This window comes from Cryobacterium sp. M25, from assembly GCF_002929635.1.
In the GTDB taxonomy this organism is placed as follows: domain Bacteria; phylum Actinomycetota; class Actinomycetes; order Actinomycetales; family Microbacteriaceae; genus Cryobacterium; species Cryobacterium sandaracinum.
In genome coordinates, this window is the sequence record NZ_PJJU01000057.1 from 147,515 (window position 1) to 165,475 (window position 17,961).

The 17,961-nt window shown below is 66.7% G+C and carries 16 protein-coding genes; 11 read left to right on the forward strand and 5 right to left on the reverse strand.

What is annotated here, in order from left to right; genetic code table 11:
* Positions 1-50: 50 nt before the first annotated feature.
* Positions 51-626, reverse strand: coding sequence for a M23 family metallopeptidase (locus CXY81_RS13770; RefSeq protein ID WP_104195175.1), 576 nt, complete (start codon positions 624-626; stop codon positions 51-53).
* A 323-nt stretch (positions 627-949) separates the two neighbouring features.
* On the opposite strand from CXY81_RS13770, the gene rpsB reads away from it, so the two are divergent.
* The 9 genes from rpsB to CXY81_RS13815 all read left to right on the forward strand — a co-directional run bounded on the left by rpsB (position 950) and on the right by CXY81_RS13815 (position 7,683).
* Entirely contained in the window at positions 950-1,870 is a 921-nt protein-coding gene (rpsB, locus tag CXY81_RS13775) for a 30S ribosomal protein S2 (RefSeq protein WP_104103167.1), read from the forward strand.
* Positions 1,871-1,879: 9 nt separating this feature from the next.
* On the forward strand, positions 1,880-2,707 hold the full coding sequence (gene tsf / locus CXY81_RS13780) for a translation elongation factor Ts (protein WP_104195176.1): 828 nt from the start codon (positions 1,880-1,882) through the stop codon (positions 2,705-2,707).
* A gap of 225 nt (positions 2,708-2,932) precedes the next feature.
* Complete coding sequence (gene pyrH, locus CXY81_RS13785; protein WP_104103173.1) at positions 2,933-3,649, forward strand: UMP kinase; 717 nt, start codon at positions 2,933-2,935, stop codon at positions 3,647-3,649.
* 31 nt (positions 3,650-3,680) lie between these two features.
* Entirely contained in the window at positions 3,681-4,235 is a 555-nt protein-coding gene (frr, locus tag CXY81_RS13790) for a ribosome recycling factor (RefSeq protein ID WP_104103176.1), read from the forward strand.
* A 15-nt stretch (positions 4,236-4,250) separates the two neighbouring features.
* Positions 4,251-5,246, forward strand: coding sequence for a phosphatidate cytidylyltransferase (locus tag CXY81_RS13795; RefSeq protein ID WP_233194174.1), 996 nt, complete (start codon positions 4,251-4,253; stop codon positions 5,244-5,246).
* Between the two features lie 46 nt (positions 5,247-5,292).
* A complete protein-coding gene (locus CXY81_RS13800) occupies positions 5,293-5,841 on the forward strand; it encodes a DivIVA domain-containing protein (RefSeq protein WP_104103179.1) in 549 nt (182 codons plus the stop codon).
* Between the two features lie 140 nt (positions 5,842-5,981).
* The gene (locus CXY81_RS13805) at positions 5,982-6,590 is read left to right on the forward strand and encodes a lytic transglycosylase domain-containing protein (RefSeq protein ID WP_233194175.1); all 609 of its coding nucleotides are present in this window, start codon (positions 5,982-5,984) and stop codon (positions 6,588-6,590) included.
* Positions 6,591-6,629: 39 nt separating this feature from the next.
* Positions 6,630-6,926 (forward strand): hypothetical protein, encoded by a 297-nt coding sequence (locus CXY81_RS13810; protein ID WP_104169874.1) that lies wholly within the window; start codon positions 6,630-6,632, stop codon positions 6,924-6,926.
* A 28-nt stretch (positions 6,927-6,954) separates the two neighbouring features.
* Entirely contained in the window at positions 6,955-7,683 is a 729-nt protein-coding gene (locus CXY81_RS13815) for an alpha/beta hydrolase (RefSeq protein ID WP_104195177.1), read from the forward strand.
* Between the two features lie 12 nt (positions 7,684-7,695).
* Here CXY81_RS13815 and CXY81_RS13820 read toward each other — a convergent pair whose 3' ends face one another.
* Together CXY81_RS13820 and CXY81_RS13825 are read right to left on the reverse strand one after the other, a co-directional pair.
* The gene (locus tag CXY81_RS13820) at positions 7,696-8,745 is read right to left on the reverse strand and encodes an AI-2E family transporter (RefSeq protein WP_104169876.1); all 1,050 of its coding nucleotides are present in this window, start codon (positions 8,743-8,745) and stop codon (positions 7,696-7,698) included.
* A gap of 20 nt (positions 8,746-8,765) precedes the next feature.
* A complete protein-coding gene (locus tag CXY81_RS13825) occupies positions 8,766-10,388 on the reverse strand; it encodes a hypothetical protein (RefSeq protein ID WP_104195178.1) in 1,623 nt (540 codons plus the stop codon).
* A 251-nt stretch (positions 10,389-10,639) separates the two neighbouring features.
* On the opposite strand from CXY81_RS13825, the gene CXY81_RS13830 reads away from it, so the two are divergent.
* Both CXY81_RS13830 and CXY81_RS13835 read left to right on the forward strand, forming a co-directional pair.
* Positions 10,640-12,442: a hypothetical protein gene (locus tag CXY81_RS13830; protein WP_233194176.1), complete on the forward strand. Its 1,803-nt coding sequence runs from the start codon at positions 10,640-10,642 to the stop codon at positions 12,440-12,442.
* Positions 12,439-13,431, forward strand: coding sequence for a tetratricopeptide repeat protein (locus CXY81_RS13835; RefSeq protein WP_104195180.1), 993 nt, complete (start codon positions 12,439-12,441; stop codon positions 13,429-13,431). Before CXY81_RS13830 ends, CXY81_RS13835 begins: the two co-directional genes overlap by 4 nt.
* Positions 13,432-13,488: 57 nt before the next feature.
* Here CXY81_RS13835 and glgB read toward each other — a convergent pair whose 3' ends face one another.
* Together glgB and CXY81_RS13845 are read right to left on the reverse strand one after the other, a co-directional pair.
* Positions 13,489-15,834 (reverse strand): 1,4-alpha-glucan branching protein GlgB, encoded by a 2,346-nt coding sequence (gene glgB, locus CXY81_RS13840; protein ID WP_104195181.1) that lies wholly within the window; start codon positions 15,832-15,834, stop codon positions 13,489-13,491.
* Positions 15,831-17,906 (reverse strand): maltotransferase domain-containing protein, encoded by a 2,076-nt coding sequence (locus CXY81_RS13845; RefSeq protein WP_199183065.1) that lies wholly within the window; start codon positions 17,904-17,906, stop codon positions 15,831-15,833. Before CXY81_RS13845 ends, glgB begins: the two co-directional genes overlap by 4 nt.
* Positions 17,907-17,961: the final 55 nt, after the last annotated feature.

Consider the following 17,961-nt stretch of genomic DNA (forward strand, 5'->3'; position numbering starts at 1 on the left):
GGCGACGGCTTCCGGGACTGCTCCGCGACTACCTCGCGGCTGCCGGCCCCTCAGCTGTCTCCTCTCAGGAGCAGTGCCGGCAGCAGCACCGCGCGAGGAACGCCGACCAGATACAGCAGTGGTGACACATAGCCACCGTTCAACCGGGCGCCAAGATGCAGGCACTGCCCAGCGCAGTGCCCGCCGTCGGCAACCTGGCCGACGGGTTGCCCTGCCGCGACCCGGTCACCGACCGCGACACTGGCCGACACCGGCTCGATGCTGGACACCAGGCCGTCGGCATGTTCGATCGAGAGTACGGGGCGGTCGACCACGACCCCGGCGAACGAGACGATACCCTCGGCCGGTGCAACCACCTCCCGGCCGGCCTCGGCCGACAGATCCAGACCTCGATGGCCCGGCGCATACTGGGTGGCCGGCGCCTGGAAACCCCGGAGCACCGGATGCGGCGGAACCAGCGGCCAGTGCCAGGTGCCGGTGGTGGCCGTATCCGCAGCCGTCTCCGGAGCCGTCTCCGTGACCGACGCCGCCCCGGGTGGTGTCACACCCGCCGCGTCGCTCCGCACGATGGACAGGCAGGACAGCGGCAGCAGCGCGGCCGCGATGAGCAGACGGAAGGCATTCATGCCACCACCGTGCGGCCTCCGTCCCGCCCGAAACCGGCGAGGGCGGTATCCGTGACCGGATCCCGTACCACCCCGCCTGGGGAGGGACGCCCGCACGTGCCGGCGCGCGCACGGGGCACCCCCGTGGGTGCTAACCTTTGTGGAGCAGCGCTTGCGTGCTGACTACGCGTGCCCATTCGGCCTCCAGACCCACTCGGTCCTCGTTTCTTTCAGATGCGGGGCGGTTCTGTGCCGGGCACCAGGAGTGGTGATCATCCGATCACGACACAAACCGATTGGCGTTCGTCTGCATCGCAGCGCGCGCCGGACAAGGAGAACGGCTCATGGCCGTCGTAACCATCCGCCAGCTGCTCGATAGCGGCGTGCACTTCGGGCACCAGACCCGCCGTTGGAACCCGAAGATGAAGCGCTTCATCTTCACGGAGCGCTCCGGCATCTACATCATCGACCTGCAGCAGTCGCTCGGGTTTGTCGACAAGGCCTACGACTTCGTCAAGGAGACGGTTGCCCACGGCGGCACCATCCTCTTCGTCGGAACGAAGAAGCAGGCGCAGGAATCGATCGCCGAACAGGCCATCCGTGTGGGCCAGCCCTACGTCAACCAGCGCTGGCTCGGCGGCCTCCTCACCAACTTCCAGACCGTTTCCAAGCGTCTGGCCCGCATGAAAGAGCTTGAAGAGCTCGACTTCGAGGACACCGCCAAGAGCGGTTTCACGAAGAAGGAAATGCTCATCAAGAAGCGCGAGCTCGTCAAGCTGCACAAGAGCCTCGGCGGCATCCGCAACCTCACGAAGACGCCGTCGGCGCTGTGGGTTGTGGACACCAACAAGGAGCACCTCGCCATTGACGAAGCCCGCAAGCTCGGCATCCCCGTCATCGCGATCCTCGACACCAACTGCGACCCGGACGACGTCCAGTACCCGATCCCGGGCAACGACGACGCCATTCGTTCCGTCGGCCTGCTGACCCGCATCATCGCGGACGCTGCGGCCGAGGGCCTCATCCAGCGCCACGCCAAGCCGGAGGCTGAAATCGAGCCTCTCGCCGCGTGGGAAGCCGAACTCCTGGCCGCTCCTGCCGAGAACGCCCCGGCAGCTGACGAAGCCGTCGCCGTCTCCGACGAGACCGCAGAGGCCGTCGTGGCCGCGCCGGTTGCCGACGAGGAAGCCGCCGCAGCCCCAGCCGCAGAAGCCGAAGCCGCAGCCGTTGTTGCAGCCGACGCTCCCGCCGAAGAAACCAAGTAAGGACCAAGCATGGCAAGCATCAGCCTCGCAGACGTCAAAGCGCTGCGCGAGCGCCTCGGTACCGGCATGGTCGACACCAAGAACGCCCTCGTTGAAGCCGAAGGCGACATGGAAAAGGCCGTCGAAATCCTTCGAATGAAGGGTGCGAAGGGTAACGCCAAACGCGCCGATCGTTCCACCTCCGAGGGACTCGTCGCTGCCAAGGAAATCGGCAACACCGCCACCCTGATCGAACTCGCCTGCGAGACCGACTTCGTCGCCAAGGGCGATAAGTTCGTTGCACTAGCCGAGAAGGTCTTGGACGCGGTCGCCGCTGCCGCGGCCACCACGGTCGAGGAAGGCCTGGCCGCTCCGGTCGACGGTCAGACCGTCGGCCAGCTCATCGACGGCGAGGCCGCGATCATTGGCGAGAAGTTCGAACTTCGCCGCGTCGCATCCGTCGCGGGTGAGAAGTTCGCGATCTACCTGCACAAGACCAGCAAGGACCTGCCCCCGCAGGTCGGCGTTGTTCTGGGTTACTCCGGAGATGACGCGGAGACCGCGCGCAGCGTGGCTCAGCACATCTCCTTCGCGAACCCCGAGTACCTCGCTCGCGAAGACGTTCCCTCCGACCTCGTTGAGGCCGAACGCCGGATCGTCACCGAGATCTCGAAGAATGAGGGCAAGCCGGAGGCTGCACTGCCCAAGATTGTCGAGGGTCGCGTCACCGCGTACTTCAAGCAGGTTGCACTCCTCGAACAGGATTATGCCAAGGACAACAAGCTGTCCGTCAGCAAGGTTCTGGCTGATGCCGGACTGACCGTCTCGGGCTTCGCCCGATTCAAGGTCGGCGCGTAACCGGTCGTTTGATCGTAGTGAAGGAGATCGGGTTGCAGTCGCAATCCGGTCTCCTTCTGTGTGTGGGCACCCACCAGCCCACCCAGTAGTTTTAGAACACCGCCGGAACACGGCACGGCACAACACAACACAACCCAACCCAACACAACACAACACAACACAACACAACACAACACTGCACGGCACAGCACGGCACAGAGCATCACGAGGGAAGAAGCGCACAGAATGTCAGACACGGTCAAGAAGCGCAGGGTCCTCCTCAAACTTTCCGGCGAAGCCTTCGGGGCAGGCAGCCTGGGCGTCAATCCCGACGTCATCAGCGCCCTCGCCCGCGAGATCGCCGAGGCGGCCAAGACGGTGGAAATCGCCATCGTCGTCGGCGGCGGCAACTTCTTCCGCGGCGCCGAATTGTCGCAGCGTGGAATGGACCGCGGCCGTGCCGACTACATGGGCATGCTCGGCACCGTGATGAACGCCCTTGCCCTCCAGGACTTCCTCGAGCAGGCCGGATCCGAGACACGGGTGCAGTCCGCGATCGCGATGACCCAGGTCGCCGAACCGTACATCCCTCGTCGCGCGGAACGCCACCTCGAAAAGGGCCGCGTGGTCATCTTCGGCGCGGGCGCCGGGCTGCCCTATTTCTCCACCGATACGGTTGCGGCCCAGCGTGCCCTGGAAATCGATGCGGACATCGTGCTCGTCGCCAAGAACGGCGTCGACGGGATTTACTCCGACGACCCGCGCACCAACCCGGACGCGCACAAGATCGACCACATCACCTACCAGGAGGCCCTGCAGCGCGGCCTCAAGGTCGTCGACTCGACAGCCTTCAGCCTCTGCATGGACAACGGAATGCCCATGCAGGTGTTCGGCATGGCCCCGCACGGCAACGTGACGGCCGCCATTCTCGGCGCCGATCTGGGAACCCTTGTCTCCAACTAAGCTTGACAACGCCATCGAAGAAGGAGTCATCGTGATCACGGATGTTTTGTCCGACGCCACCGCCCGCATGCACAAGGCCGTGGAAGCTGCCAAAGACGACTTCGCGACCGTGAGAACCGGTCGTGCGAACCCGCAGATGTTCGCCAAGATCCTGGTGAACTACTACGGCACACCGACGCCGCTGGAACAGCTCGCCTCGCTGCAGAACCAGGAGGCCCGCACGCTCCTGATCGGGCCGTACGACAAGGGCGCCCTGCGAGACATCGAGCAGGCCATTCGCGACACTCCGAACCTGGGCGCCAACCTCGGAAACGATGGCAACGTCATTCGGGCCACGCTGCCGGAGCTGACCGCGGACCGCCGCAAGGAATACGTCAAGATCGTGCGCACCAAGGCCGAAGATGCCAAGGTGTCGGTGCGCAACCTGCGCCGCAAGGCCAAGGACGACCTCGACGCCCTCAAGAGTGAAGTGGGAGACGACGACGTGGCCCGCGGCGAGAAAGAACTCGAACACATCACCAAGACCCACGTGGATGCCATCGACGACGCCCTCAAGCGCAAAGAAGCAGAACTCCTCGAGATCTAAGGACGATCCAGCCTCATGACGGACGAATCAGGCGATTCCGGAGAACGCGAAGGGCTGCGCGCCAAGCGCGAGCATGGTGTCAGTCGCGCCGAGTTCAGGGCCCAGATGCAGTCGAAGAAGGCCGATCTCGAACGTCAGATGCTGGCGACCCGGGCGCAGCTGGATGCGACTCAGGAACGCATCCAGGCGCGCACCGGGCGCAACCTGATCCTGGCAACCCTGATCGGGCTCGCGCTTGGCTTGTTCATGCTGTTCAGCCTCATCTTCATCAAAGACCTGTTCATGGTCTGCGCGATCGCGTTCGTGGGCTTCACGGCCTTCGAGCTCGCTCAGGCTCTCCGTCTCGCCGGACGCAACGTGCCGCGCGTACCGGTCGTCCTGGCATCCGTGGGCGTCGTGCCTGCCGCGTTCTACCTCGGCGCGGCCGGCCAGTGGCTGGGCACGCTCGCCGGCATTGGGTTGATCGCCTTGTGGCGGCTGGCTTTTCTCGTCCGGCGCGCCCACCGCGCTCCCTCCCGGGAGGTGCTCGGCGACATCGGTGGTGGCTTCCTGATCCAGGCCTACGTCGTCTTCCTCGGCAGTTTTTCTGTGCTCCTGGTCGCCCAGCCCGACGGGCAGTGGTGGACCCTCGCCTTCCTGCTGCTGGTCATCTCCGCCGACACCGCGGCGTACGCCGCCGGCCTCAGCTTCGGCAAGCACCGCATGGTCCCCTCAATCAGCCCGAAGAAGACCTGGGAAGGGTTCGCTGGCGCCGGCGTCGCCTGTATCGGGATCGGCGTGCTGCTCGCAGTGTTCATGCTCGACCAGCCCTGGTGGTTCGGCCTCGTCTTCGGTGTGGTCATCTTGTTCAGCGCGACCTTCGGCGACCTGGCCGAATCCCTGATCAAGCGTGACCTAGGCATCAAGGACATGAGTTCCTGGTTGCCTGGTCACGGCGGTCTCCTCGACCGGTTGGATTCGATCCTGCCGTCGGCCGCAGCCGCGTACGCCCTCTACCTGATTTTCGCTTAGCGGCCTCGGTTTAGTCAGGCGCGCGGCAGTGAGGCAGAATGTTCCGGTGACCTCCACCTTCCCTCGGACCGGCAAGAAGACGCTCGGCTACAGCGCTCCGCAGGTGGAGGAGTTCCTCGCTGTCGCCCGAAAAGCGTATGACGCCACCGACGACAGCGTCGGGTTGACCGCCGAGGACATCCGTCACACCGCGTTCAGCATGCACAAGGGCGGATATTCGCCTGCGCACGTGGATGCGGCCCTCGAGCGTCTCGAAGACGCCTTCGCGACGCGCGACCGGGACCGTGCGGCGCAGGCGCAGGGCACCGAGGCGTGGCTGGCCGAGGTGCATGACCTCGCTCAGGTGCTCGTGAACCGGCTCAGCCGGAAGGACGGACACCGCTTCCACCGGGTGAGCGTTCTCAGCGTCGGCTACAGCCGGGCGGATGTCGACCGGTTCTCCCACAAGCTCGTCCGGTACTTCGAAGACGGGCTCCCCATAACGGTGGAAGATGTGCGCTGCGCCGTGTTCCGGCCCCAGCGTGGCGGTTACCGGGAAGCCCAGGTCGACGTTGTGCTGGACAGCGTCGTCGACGTGATCCTGGCCGTCCGTTGAGTTGCGCCGCGCGCCGTGTCGAGGTCAATCGGCACCGTTATCTGGCTGTTATGTCGGATTTCCGATAGGCTCGGGAAATCGTGGGTAGACATCTGAACACCATTGCATCCGAACACGCCGGTAGGCCCGTCAAGGTCAGAATGAGAAGGTCCCGCTCGCGCGGGCGCGTCCCCCTCTTCGCCTTCACCGCCGCAGCGGCGTTCGTGCTCGTCACTGTCGTCGACCCGTATTCCGGCGCGACGGCCTCACCCTACTTCCAGGTTGCCGGCGACCGATTCAACGGTGAGGCAGCCCAGGAGATCCAGGTCGCTGCGGCAGCCTCGAACACCTTCACGCGTGACAGTTTCACCGTCACCGAGAAACCCAAGCCCGTTCCCGTTCCCGTCGCCGCTCCCGTCGCGTCCAAGTCCGCGTCGAGTTCGGCTCCGTCGGCGGCCGTTCCTGACCCCGGCTCGGCGCAGGCGATAGCCGCCGATGCGGTGGCCGCCCGCGGCTGGGGCGACGATCAGTTCAACTGCCTCGTGTCGCTCTGGAACAAGGAGTCCGGCTGGCGCGTCAATGCGGAGAACAGCTCCAGCGGTGCCTACGGAATCCCGCAGTCACTGCCGGGCTCCAAGATGGCCACCGCCGGCGACGACTGGGCGACCAACCCCGCGACCCAGATCCAGTGGGGCCTCGGCTACATCTCGGGCCGCTACGGCACCCCCTGCGGCGCCTGGGCGCACTCCGGCGACGTCGGCTGGTACTAGCGCTTCTTGTTCTTCCAGGCTCGCACGTAGACTGGTTCAATGGCCCGCAGCAACCGACCCCGTGGCCGCCAGCCCGGTCCGGGAGCCGCTGATGACGGCCTTGAGCGGATGCGCGCCGGCTGGCGACGCACGGAAACCCGCCGCGACGGCCTCTGGACGGTGCAACCCGTACCGGGGCCGCAAGCCGTGAAATCGTACGTGTGCCCCGGTTGCCACCGCGAGGTTGCGCCCGGCACCGCGCACGTGGTGGCCTGGCGCGGCGACGGCGTCATGGGTGAGGCATCCGACCTTGCCGCGAGGCGCCACTGGCACTCGCACTGCTGGAAGATCAAATAACCGCCCAAGCGGCACCAGGGGAGAAACCATGACTTCGAGTGTGGAAATTCGTGGCGGCGTCGAGCTACCGGCCGTGCGCGAGCAGATCGAGCTGCACACCGCGGACGGCCTGACCCTGGTCGGCGAACTGGCCACACCCGTGAGCCGGGCACCGGTGGCGACGCTGGTGACGCTGCATCCGCTGCCCACCCACGGCGGCTTCATGGACTCGCACATCCTGCGCAAGGCTGCCGGGCGGCTGCCGGCCTTAGCCGACCTGGCGGTGCTGCGCTTCAACACTCGCGGCACGACCTCGCCGCGCGGCACGAGTGGCGGCAGCTTCGGCGACGGCGTCGATGAGCGCCTCGACGTTGCCGCCGCGATGGCGTTCGTCGCCGAGCGCGGGCTGCCCGATCCCTGGCTGCTCGGCTGGTCGTTCGGCACGGAGCTCGCAATTAAGTACGGCCTGGAGCACCCGATCCGGGGTGCCATCCTCCTATCGCCGCCGCTGCACCGGACCTCTGACGCCGAGCTGGCCGCCTGGACCGGCCGGGACGCGCGGCTGGTGGCCGTCATCCCCGAGTTCGACGACTATCTCCGCCCCGAGGAGGCCCGGGAACGCTTTGCGAGCGTGCCGGACACCCGGCTCATCGCCGTGGAGGGCGGGAAGCACCTGTGGGTGGGGGAGAGCGCCACCCGCCGCGTACTCGACGAGATCGTCGCCGTGGTCAACCCGGCCGCCGCGCCTCTGCCCACAGAGTGGACTGCGTCGGCCTAGTACCCGATCGGCCTAGAGTTTGTTCTGTCGGGGGATCACGACCTGCTTGATGATCATGATGGTTGCCGCGGCGACGGGGATGGCGATCAGCGCGCCGAGGATGCCGAGCAGACTACCGCCCGCGAGAGCGGCGACCACAACGACGGCGCCGGGAACGGACACGGCCCGGTTCATGATGTTGGGGCTGAGCAGGTAGGCCTCTACCTGCATGTAGATCAGATAGTAGATCGCGGCGACCAACGCTGTGAACATCGAGCTGCCGATTCCGGGGATCAGGCAGGTCAGCACGATGATGATCGACCCGGAGATCGTGCCCACGAGAGGGACCAGCGAGAACAGGAACGCGATCAGCGCGAGCAGCGCCGGGAACGGCGCGCCGATGATCGACAGGAAGGTGAAGCTGAGCACGCCGTTGCAGAGCGCCAGGGCTCCCTGGCCGATCACGAATCGGCCGACGGATGTCGTGATCTGCTCGCTGAGATCGGCGAACCGAGCCCGCTTCGAGGCCGGTACCAGCTGGTACACGGCCTGCTTGATGCTGTTCAGCGATGCCGTGAAGTACAGCGTGAGGATCAGGATGATCAGGGCGCCGAAAAGGCCGCTGACGATGGCGAGGCCGGACTGGATGATCGTGCTCGTGATGTTAGTGATGTTGCCGCCGACGAAATCGGTGACCGACTCTGTGATTTTCGACAGCGGGAGAGCCGGAAACTGCCTCTGTACATCGGCGAGAAAGGTGGAGGTGTTGATCGAGGTGACCAGGTCCGGGATGGCCTTGGAGAGGTTGGAGACCTGCACGACGATGATCGGCACGACGGCGAAGATCACTCCGGTCAAAACCCCGATCACGGCAACAAGCACCGTGAGCATGGCTGCCCAGCGGGGAAACCTCTTCTTCTCCAGCCAGGAGACGGCCGGGTCGAGCCCGAGCGCGAGGAACAGTGCCGCACCGATGTAGGTGATGATCGTTTGCAGAGTGATCACCGACGTGATGATGAGCAGGCCGACGCCGACGCCCAGGGTGCCGATCAGTCCGACGCGAAAAGCATTCTGAATCTTCACTGAGATCCCCTCGGCTGGTGTCAGCGCTCGTCGTCGTCGCTGGCGGCGACCTTTTCCGCCTGCGTGAGCAGACCGCGCAGGCTCTCGAAGTAGCCGGCCACGGCGTCACGCTCAATCCTAATCTGGGACAGGCGCTCCTCCGCGTCGGCCACGAGCACGCGCGTGCGCAGTTCGGCATCGGTCGCCAGCGCGGCGGCCCGCGTCTCGGCGTCCCGCACCAGACGTTCCGCCGACTCCTCGGCAACCTTCTTCGATGCCCTGACCTCGTCGCGGGCGGAGGCGTCCAGCTGGTCGTTCAATGCGCGCAGTTCGACCGTGCGCCGGTTGGTCTCGGCAAGCTGCTTGGTGGCATCCGCGACGAACTTCTGCGTCTGGGCCACCGCCTCCTGGTGGCGCTGCAGCTGGCCCTGCTCCGCTTCGTCCCGCCGGGCCTTCAGCTCGACGTCGAGGTCGGCCCTGGTCTGATCGATCTCGCGCTTGAGCTTGGCGGCTTCGTGCTCTCCCCGCTTGCGGGTGGCCGTCAGATGGTTCTCCAGGTCGATGCGCAGCTGCTCGCTTTCGGCGGTGAAGTCGGCGCGGGTCTGCTCATTGTCCCGACCGAGGTCGGCGTGTGACTGTTCGATCTCGGCCGCGAGGCCGACGCGCGCCTTGCCGACCTCGCGGCTGAGGTCGGCGCGCTGGCGTTCGAGGTCGCGGGCCAGGTCGGTCTGAGCCTGCTCGCTTTCAACGGACAAATCGGCGCGCTGCTGCAGCGTCTCCCGTTCGAGGTCGGTTCTCGCCTGCTCGATCTCGATTGCGAGAAGGTTGCGGGCCTGCTCGGTCTCGTGGGCGAGGTCGATGCGAGCCTGTTCGGTTTCCCGGGCCAGGTCGATGCGGTGCTGTTCCGTCTCGGCGGCGAGGTCGATGCGAGCCTGTTCGGTTTCCCGGGCCAGGTCGGCGCGTTGCTGGTCGAGTTCGTGGGCGACTTCGGAGCGGGTCAACTCGGTCTCGCTCGTGAGCCCGGCCGCGACCTCGCGGGCCTCGGTCGCCTCCCGCTGGGCCACCACGCGAACCTCGGCGGCCTCGCGCTCCGCTTCCGAGCGGATCGCGGCGACTTCCCGCTTCACGGTTGCGCGCAGCTCGGCGGCCTCGGTGGCCACCGCTCCGCGGATGGCCGCCGCTTCGTGCACGGCGTCCTGGGTGAGCGTGGTGGAGTCCTCGTGGGCCCGGGCGAGTAAGTCGTCGGCTTCAGCGACGGCATCATTTAGGATGCGACCGGCCTTGACCGCGGCATCCGACAGTGCCCGTTCGGCCTGCTCCTTGCCCTCGCGGAGCAGGGTCTGCACTTCGCTCGCTGCGGAGGCGCGCAGCCGTTCGGCGTCGATGTCCGCCTGGGCGATCACCCTCGTCGACTGCTCTTCCGCCACGCGCAGGGTGTTCTCGAGCTTGGTGCCGAGGCCGGAGAACGTGGGGCTGCCGACCTCTTCGATTTCCGCGTTCAGATCGTCGATCTGGGTGGTGAGGCGTTTGATTTCCTTTTTCGCCTCGGTGCCCTGGGTATTCGCCTGAATCAGGTCGCGGCGCAGTCCCTGGATGGTCTTGTCGACTTCGTCGCGGTCGTAGCCGCGGAATACCTGGGTGAAGTCTGCTTCGTCGTTCGCCACGCTGTCTCCTCAAAATGGGGCTCTGACCCCCGTTTACGGACTGACGAAGGGAGCCTCCACAATTTTAGTCTGTTCAGTAGGCACTGGCGCGTCCCAACCCGAGGGATTATTAGGTGCCTCTCAGGGGCAACCAGTATCGTAAGACGTCCTGTCTGTTGCTAATCGGGCCCGCATCCGGGTCCAATGCGCCCGTGTGCGCGATGAGCGGCCGGCGACACAGAAGGGTTGACGTGCGTTTTGTTCTTGCCATAGTGGCATTCGTCCTTGCTGCGGCAATGATTGTGCTCGGCATCGCCCAGCGGACCATCTTTCTCGATCCGGCCTCGGTGAGCCTGAGCGCATCCGTGGCGGACGCCCGCTTCGCGGTGGTCGAGTCCAGTGCTCTCAACGCTGTGCCGGGAAGCCAGACGATCACCGTCAGCGGTTCCGACACGGTTTTCCTGGCCTACGGGCGCACCGACGACGTCAAGGCGTGGCTCGGAGACGAACCATACGTCGACATCCGCAAGGACAAGGACACGGTCGCCCTCAGCAGCACACTCATCGATCCGGCTACGGAGGCCGAATCGGGCGCCGAGTCTGAGTCCGGCTCTGCGGCGCCGGCGGACCCCGCGGCTGAGTCGGAGACGGTCACCAACCCGGAGGGCTCCGACCTGTGGCTGCAGGAGTTCACGGCTGAGAACACGCTGACCACCACCCTCAAGGTTCCCGACGGCATCTCCCTGATCGTGGCCTCCGACGGCACGGCCTCCGCGCCCACAGATGTCAGCCTGTCCTGGCCTACCGACAACTCCACACCCTGGGCAGGACCGCTGATCGTCGGCGGCGCGGCCGTCGGCCTGATCGGCTTGATCATCTACCTCCTGGCACTCCTGCACCTGCGCCGCTCCCGCGGCCCCCGCCGCAATCTGCCCCGCGGGCCACGGATGCCCCGGCTCCCGCGCGTGCCCCGTCCGAAGGCCATCAAGCCGAGCCAGATCAACGGATCCGGTAAGTCGATCGCCCGGTCCATGGTCGCCATGCCCCTGATCCTGGTCAGCGGTTTGATGCTCAGCGGTTGCTCGGCCGATTTCTGGCCGGCCACGTCCTCTCCCGACGCCGCCACCAGCGGGACGCCGACTCCGACCGACACCGCCGGCCCGGCCCAGGACGTGCCGCCGCCCGCCGTTACGGTGCCGCAGCTCGAACGCATCGTGACCGATATCGCCTCGCTGACCGCGGATGCCGATGCGAACCTCAACGCCGACACCCTCGCCACCCGGTTCACCGGCCCGGCACTGGAGAAGCGACTGGCGAACTACAAGATCCGGGGGGCCGACCCGGCCATCGCCGCGCTGCCGGCGCTGCCCACGTCACCCCTCCGGCTCACGCTGCCGCAGCAGTCCTCCACCTGGCCGCGCGTCGTCATGACGGTCCTCCAGGACGAGGCTGACACCGCCGCCGCGCCGACGGCCCTCGTGCTGCGACAGGAGTCGCCGCGGGCCGACTACCTGGTCGAATACATGATTCAGCTTGAAGCGGCCGCCACGGTTCCCAAGGTCGCCCCGGCGACCATCGGCGCCCCGATCATTGCACCCGACTCCACGTTCCTCCTGCTCTCACCCGACCAGATCGCCGCGGCCTACGCCGACGTGCTCCAGCTCGGGGAGGCCAGCCCCTCCTACGCCCTGTTCGAGGCGGAGGGCGACAGCTTCCGCACCCAGGTCACCGAACTGAAGACCTCACGCCAGGCCGGCCTGCCCTCGACGGCGTCGATCGAATTCGGTGCGGCCGCCGGCACCGGGCGCACCGTGGCATTGGCGACCAACGACTCCGGCAGTATCGTCGCCGTGAGCCTGACCGAGACCGAGACGGTGAAACCGGTGGATGCCGGCGCGACCGTGAGCCCCGAGGGTGCCAGCAAGGCCCTCTCCGGCATCACCGCCACGGCCAAGGGCATCACCAGCACCTACGGCGACCAGCTCCTGTTCCATGTTCCGGCCGCCGGTTCGAACGAAAAAATCGTCTTCCTTGGTTTCTCCCAGGGTCTGATCTCATCAACGGAGCTTCCATGAGTGTTATCCCCCCGTCCCTGTCCGGCATGAACCTGCGCGGAGCCGTCGACCTGTCTACGCTGGTGAACCGTCCGGCGGCGCCGGCCGCGGGCGCACCGCCGGCGCCGGGGGCGCCGGGCGCGCCCGGTACACCCGCGGCGGGTCCGGTCGCGGTACCCAGCCTCGTGCTCGAGGGCACGGATGCGAATTTCGGCGAAATACTGGAACTCTCGATGAGTGTTCCGGTCATCGTGGACCTCTGGGCCGAATGGTGTGAGCCGTGCAAGCAGCTCACGCCGATCCTGGAAAAGCTCGTCCTGGAATACGCCGGCCAGTTCGTGCTGGCCAAGGTCGACGTGGACTCGAACCCGCAGCTCACCCAGGCCTTCCAGGCGCAATCGATCCCGACCGTGGCCGCCGTGATCGGCGGTCAGCCGGTGCAGCTGTTCAGTGGCGCACTGCCTGAGGGCCAGGTGCGCGAGGTTCTGCACCGGGTCTTCGAGCTCGCGGCGCAGCACGGCGTCACCGCCATGGCCGCCGCCCCGGAGGCCTCCGGCGACGCCGAAGCGGAGGCGCCGGCCTCCGGAGAACCCGAGCTGCCGCCGCTGCACCAAGAGGCCTACGACGCCATCGACCGCGGAGACTATGACGCGGCGATCGCTCTCTACAAGACCGCGCTGGCGCGGGACCCCCGGGACCAGATGGCCGTCGCCGGCCTGGCCCAGGTGAGCCTCCTGGCCCGGTTGCACGGCAAGACCATGGCCGAGATCCGCTCAGCCGCCGCGGCCGCGCCCGACGACCTGCTAACGCAGCTCGCGGTCGCCGACCTCGACCTCTCCGGCGGTCACATCGAGGATGCCTTCGATCGGCTGCTCGCCCTCTTTCCTGCGCAGGAGCCGGCCGGCCGCAACCTGATCCGCGAGCGCATCCTGGAGATGTTCGAGGTCATCGGCCAAGACGACCCGCGGGTGCCGCCCACCCGCTCCCGCCTCACCGCGCTGCTGTACTAGACGACGGCGTTTCCGACGGGGCCATTTCCGCGCTCTCGCGAACTGGAACGAAGCGGGTCAGCGTTGCAGGCGCAACCAGAGACCGGCCAGCGGGGGCAGGGTCACCACGGCGGATGCCGGGCGTCCGGCCCACGGCACGTCGAGCGCGGTCACGGCACCCAGGTTTCCGACCCCGGAGCCGCCGAAGTCCGCGGCATCCGTGTTCAGAATCTCCTCCCACACCCCGGCGAACGGCAGGCCGACCTGGTAACCGTTGTGCGGCGCCCCGGAGAAGTTGAACAGGCAGGCAATGGGGTTGCCGTCGGCGTCCCAGCGCAGGAACGAGACCACGTTCTGGGCGGCCGGGCCGCCCTCGAGCAGCTCGAAGCCGCCCGGGTCGTTGTCCTTAGCCCAGAGGCTCGGGTTCGACCGGTACACCCGGTTCAGTTGACCGACAAGCGTGAACAGGCCGCGGTGAGCCGGCTGGTCGAGGGTCCACCAGTCCAGGCCGCGCTCTTCGCTCCACTCGGAGCGCTGCCCGAATTCCTGGCCCATGAACAGAAGTTGCTTGCCGGGGTGCGCCCACATGAAGGCGAGGTAGGCGCGCACGTTGGCGAGCTGCTGCCAGGAGTCACCGGGCATCTTCGCGACCAGCGAGCCCTTGCCGTGCACGACCTCGTCGTGGCTGATCGGCAACAGGAAATTCTCGCTGAACGCGTAGACGAATGAGAACGTGATCTGGTTGTGGTGGTGCGCCCGGTACATCGGGTCGACCTGCATGTACTCCAGCGTGTCGTGCATCCAGCCCATGTTCCATTTGAAACCGAACCCGAGACCACCGGCACTGGTCTGCGCCGTGACCCCACCCCAGTTGGTGGACTCCTCGGCGATCATGACCGCTCCGGGATTGCGCTTGTAGGCGGTGGCCGTGATCTCCTGCAACAGGCTGATCGCCTCGAGGTTCTCGTTGCCGCCGTGGATGTTCGGCTCCCACTGACCGTCCTCGCGGGAGTAGTCCAGGTAGAGCATCGAGGCCACGGCGTCGACCCGCAGCCCGTCGATGTGGAACTCCTCGAGCCAGTAGAGGGCGTTCGCGACCAGAAAGTTGCGAACCTGCTTCTGGCCGAAGTCGAAGACGTAGGTGCCCCAGTCCATCTGCTCGCCGCGGCGAGGGTCGGGATGCTCGTACAGCGCTTCGCCGTCGAAGCGGGCCAGCGCAAAGTCGTCCTTCGGGAAGTGCCCGGGCACCCAGTCCATCAAGACGCCGATGCCGGCCCGGTGCAGCCGGTCGATCAGGTAGCGCAGGTCATCGGGGTGGCCGAACCGGCTCGTCGGCGCGTAGTAGCCGGTGACCTGGTAGCCCCACGAGCCGCCGAACGGATGCTCGGTGAGCGGCATGAACTCCACGTGCGTGAACGCCAGTTCGTTCAGATAGTCGATCAGCTGGTCGGCGAGGTCGCGGTAGCTCAGCCCCGGACGCCACGACCCGACGTGCATCTCGTAGATGCTCATGGCCCGGTTGTGGGGGTCGGTGGCCGAACGGTCGGTGAGCCAGCGGGCATCCGCCCACTCGTAGCTGGTCTCACCGATGATGGAGGCCGTCTTGGGCGGGATCTCGGTGTAGCGGGCCATCGGGTCGGCCTTACGCACCCAGTCGCCCGAGCGGGTCATCAGCTCGAACTTGTAGTTGGAGCCGGCGGTCAGCCCAGGCACAAACAACTCCCAGACCCCGGTGCTGCCCATGTTGCGCATGGCGTGCAGCGTGCCGGTCCAGGCGTTGAAGTCGCCGATCACGCGGACGGCCCGGGCATGCGGGGCCCACACGGCGAAGGATGTGCCAGACGTGGTGCCGAGCGGGCCCGCGTTCGGCCGGTAGTGGGCGCCGAGAACATCCCACAGGCGTTCGTGTCGACCCTCGCCGAGAAGGTGCAGGTCGAGCTCGCCGAGGGTGGGCAGGTAGCGATAGGGGTCGTCGACGATCCAGGCGGGGGCGTCGCTGTAGCGGGCCTCCAGCAGGTAGTCCTGAAGGCCGAGAGTGCTCACGCCCTGCCAGATACCGTGGCCCAGGTGAGCCAGCTCCACATGCGCGCCCGTGGGCAGCACGGCGAAGACCTCGGTCGCGAGCGGGCGGAGGGCACGGATGACGGTGAGCGGGTCCGCGATACCGGCCTGCTCGATCAGGTGCTGGCCGAGGACCTCGTGCGGGTTGTAGTAGCTGCCGGTGGAGACGGCCTGGAGGACGTGGTCGGCGATCACCGGCAGCTCGAACGGCGCGGGGGAGTGCAGCGCTCCGGCAGGCTTCGGCACGCTCGCCTTCACGGTTCCCTGAGGCTGGGCGGCGCCCGTCTTGTCCAGGGTCTTCTTGTCAGCGGTTGTCTTGTCTGCGGCCTTTTTGGCCGCCGGACCTCCCTGTGCGTGCTTCATTGAGCTGGTCCTTTCACGTGCAGGATGTGCACCGGTTCGGTGAATGCGTCGAGGCGCACGAAGTTGTCGGCCGACCAGGTCCAGATGGCACCGGTGATCAGGTCCTCGACCTCGAACACGGAGCCGTACGGCAGACCGAACCGGGCGACGTCGAGGTGCACGACGGTTTGGCGCACGGAGTGGGGGTCGACGTTGGCGACGATGATCAACGCGTCCGAGTGCCCGCTGCCCGTGAACGGCGCGTCGAGGAATTTGCTGTAGACGAGGATCCCCTCGTCTTCGCTCTCGTGGAGATCGAGGTTGCGCAGCTGCCCGAGGGCCGGGTGCTCGGCGCGGATGCGGTTGAGGAGGGTGAGGTAGGGCGCCAGGGACGCGCCGGCCGCTTCGGCCCCCGCGAAGTCACGCGGCCGGTACTGGTACTTCTCGTTGTCGATGTTCTCCTCGGCGCCGGGCCGGGCCACGCACTCAAACAGGTCGAAGCCCGTGTACACGCCCCAGGTCGGCGCCGCGGTGGCCGCGAGGGCCGCCCGGATCTTGAACGCCGCCGGGCCGCCGAACTGCAGATACTCGGAGAGGATGTCGGGCGTGTTCACGAACAGGTTCGGCCGCAGGAAGTCGGCGGTCTCGTGGGCGAGGCCATCGAAGAATTCCGCAAGTTCCTGCTTCGTGTTGCGCCAGGTGAAGTAGGTGTACGACTGCTGGAACCCCACCTTGCCCAGGCTCTGCAGCAGGGCTGGCCGGGTGAAGGCCTCGGCGAGGAAGAAGACATCCGGGAATTCGGCGTTGATCTCGAAAATCAGCCACTCCCAGAAATCGAGCGGCTTCGTGTGCGGGTTGTCGACCCGGAAGATATTGACGCCCACTCCGATCCAGTACCGCACGATCCGCAGCACCTCGGCGCGGATACCCAGAGGGTCGTTGTCGAAGTTGACCGGGTAGATGTCCTGATACTTCTTCGGCGGGTTCTCGGCGTAGGCGATGGACCCGTCGGGCAGCGTGGTGAACCACTCCGGGTGCTCGGTGACCCAGGGGTGGTCGGGCGACGCCTGCAGGGCCAGGTCGAGCGCGACCTCGAGGCCGTTCTCGCGAGCGACCGCAAGAAAGAACTGGAAGTCGGCGACGGTGCCGAGGTCCGGGTGGATGGCGTCGTGGCCGCCGTCCGCCGACCCGATCGCCCAGGGCGAGCCGGGGTCGTTCGGTCCGGCGTTGAGCGTGTTGTTGGGTCCCTTGCGGAAAGCCAGGCCGATCGGGTGGATCGGCGGCAGGTAGAGAACGTTGAAGCCCATCGCGGCGACGGCCGGAAGCCGGTCGGCTGCGGTGCGGAAGGTGCCGCTCTGCCAGGAGCCGTCGGCGCGCTTCACGGCGCCCTCCGACCGAGGGAAGAACTCGTACCAGGAGCCGACGCCGGCCCGGGTGCGTTCGACCAGCACGGTCCGGGATTCCGAGACCGATTCGAGGCCGGCCATCGGGCGCACGGCGGCCGCGGCAGCCAGCTTCGGGCTGCTGAGTACATCGAAGCGGGCGGCGACGGACTTGGCCGGGTCGACGAGGGACTTCGCGGCCGCGGTGAACGTGCGCCGCTCGTTCAGAGGGCGGGTCTTGACGGCGCTCTCTCGGATGAGCAGCTCAGAGCCGATCAGGAACATGAGTTCCACATCGACCTCGGCGGGGATCTTCAGCGAGGCGTTGTGCAGCCAGGTGGCCCAGTCGTCGGCGTAGGCGCGCACGCGGTAGGTCCAGCGGCCCTGGGTTCCGAGGGTGACGAGCGTCTCCCAGCGGTCGGTGCCGGGGGAGTTCAGGGACATCGGATGCTGCGACTCGGTTCCATCGGGAGCGGTCAGCAGCAGCATGACGCCGATGAGGTCGTGTCCCTCCCTGAATGCGGTCGCGGCGAACGGAACCGCTTCGCCCACGAACGCCTTCGCGGGCCAGAGGTCGTCGTTCAACTGAGGGGACAGATCGAGGATCGGGATACGGCCGATCCGGGGTTCTGCCGGGTCTGTCGTCTGGACTTCCTGAACCGCGCCGAGGATTTCAGGAGCCGCGCCTGTGCGTTTTACTGTCTTAGCCACCTACTGACCGTAGCGCGGATTGGGGGTGTAATGCTGCCTCTATTCACCCGCCGGA

What these genes read in the sequence shown, in the direction of transcription:
- rpsB (WP_104103167.1), top strand. Translation starts at nt 950, where the DNA reads ATGGCCGTCGTAACCATCCGCCAGCTGCTCGATAGCGGCGTGCACTTC.
- CXY81_RS13770 (WP_104195175.1), bottom strand. Translation starts at nt 626, where the DNA reads ATGAATGCCTTCCGTCTGCTCATCGCGGCCGCGCTGCTGCCGCTGTCC.
- CXY81_RS13805 (WP_233194175.1), top strand. Translation starts at nt 5,982, where the DNA reads ATGAGAAGGTCCCGCTCGCGCGGGCGCGTCCCCCTCTTCGCCTTCACC.
- tsf (WP_104195176.1), top strand. Translation starts at nt 1,880, where the DNA reads ATGGCAAGCATCAGCCTCGCAGACGTCAAAGCGCTGCGCGAGCGCCTC.
- CXY81_RS13815 (WP_104195177.1), top strand. Translation starts at nt 6,955, where the DNA reads ATGACTTCGAGTGTGGAAATTCGTGGCGGCGTCGAGCTACCGGCCGTG.
- glgB (WP_104195181.1), bottom strand. Translation starts at nt 15,834, where the DNA reads ATGAAGCACGCACAGGGAGGTCCGGCGGCCAAAAAGGCCGCAGACAAG.
- CXY81_RS13795 (WP_233194174.1), top strand. Translation starts at nt 4,251, where the DNA reads ATGACGGACGAATCAGGCGATTCCGGAGAACGCGAAGGGCTGCGCGCC.
- CXY81_RS13835 (WP_104195180.1), top strand. Translation starts at nt 12,439, where the DNA reads ATGAGTGTTATCCCCCCGTCCCTGTCCGGCATGAACCTGCGCGGAGCC.
- CXY81_RS13810 (WP_104169874.1), top strand. Translation starts at nt 6,630, where the DNA reads ATGGCCCGCAGCAACCGACCCCGTGGCCGCCAGCCCGGTCCGGGAGCC.
- pyrH (WP_104103173.1), top strand. Translation starts at nt 2,933, where the DNA reads ATGTCAGACACGGTCAAGAAGCGCAGGGTCCTCCTCAAACTTTCCGGC.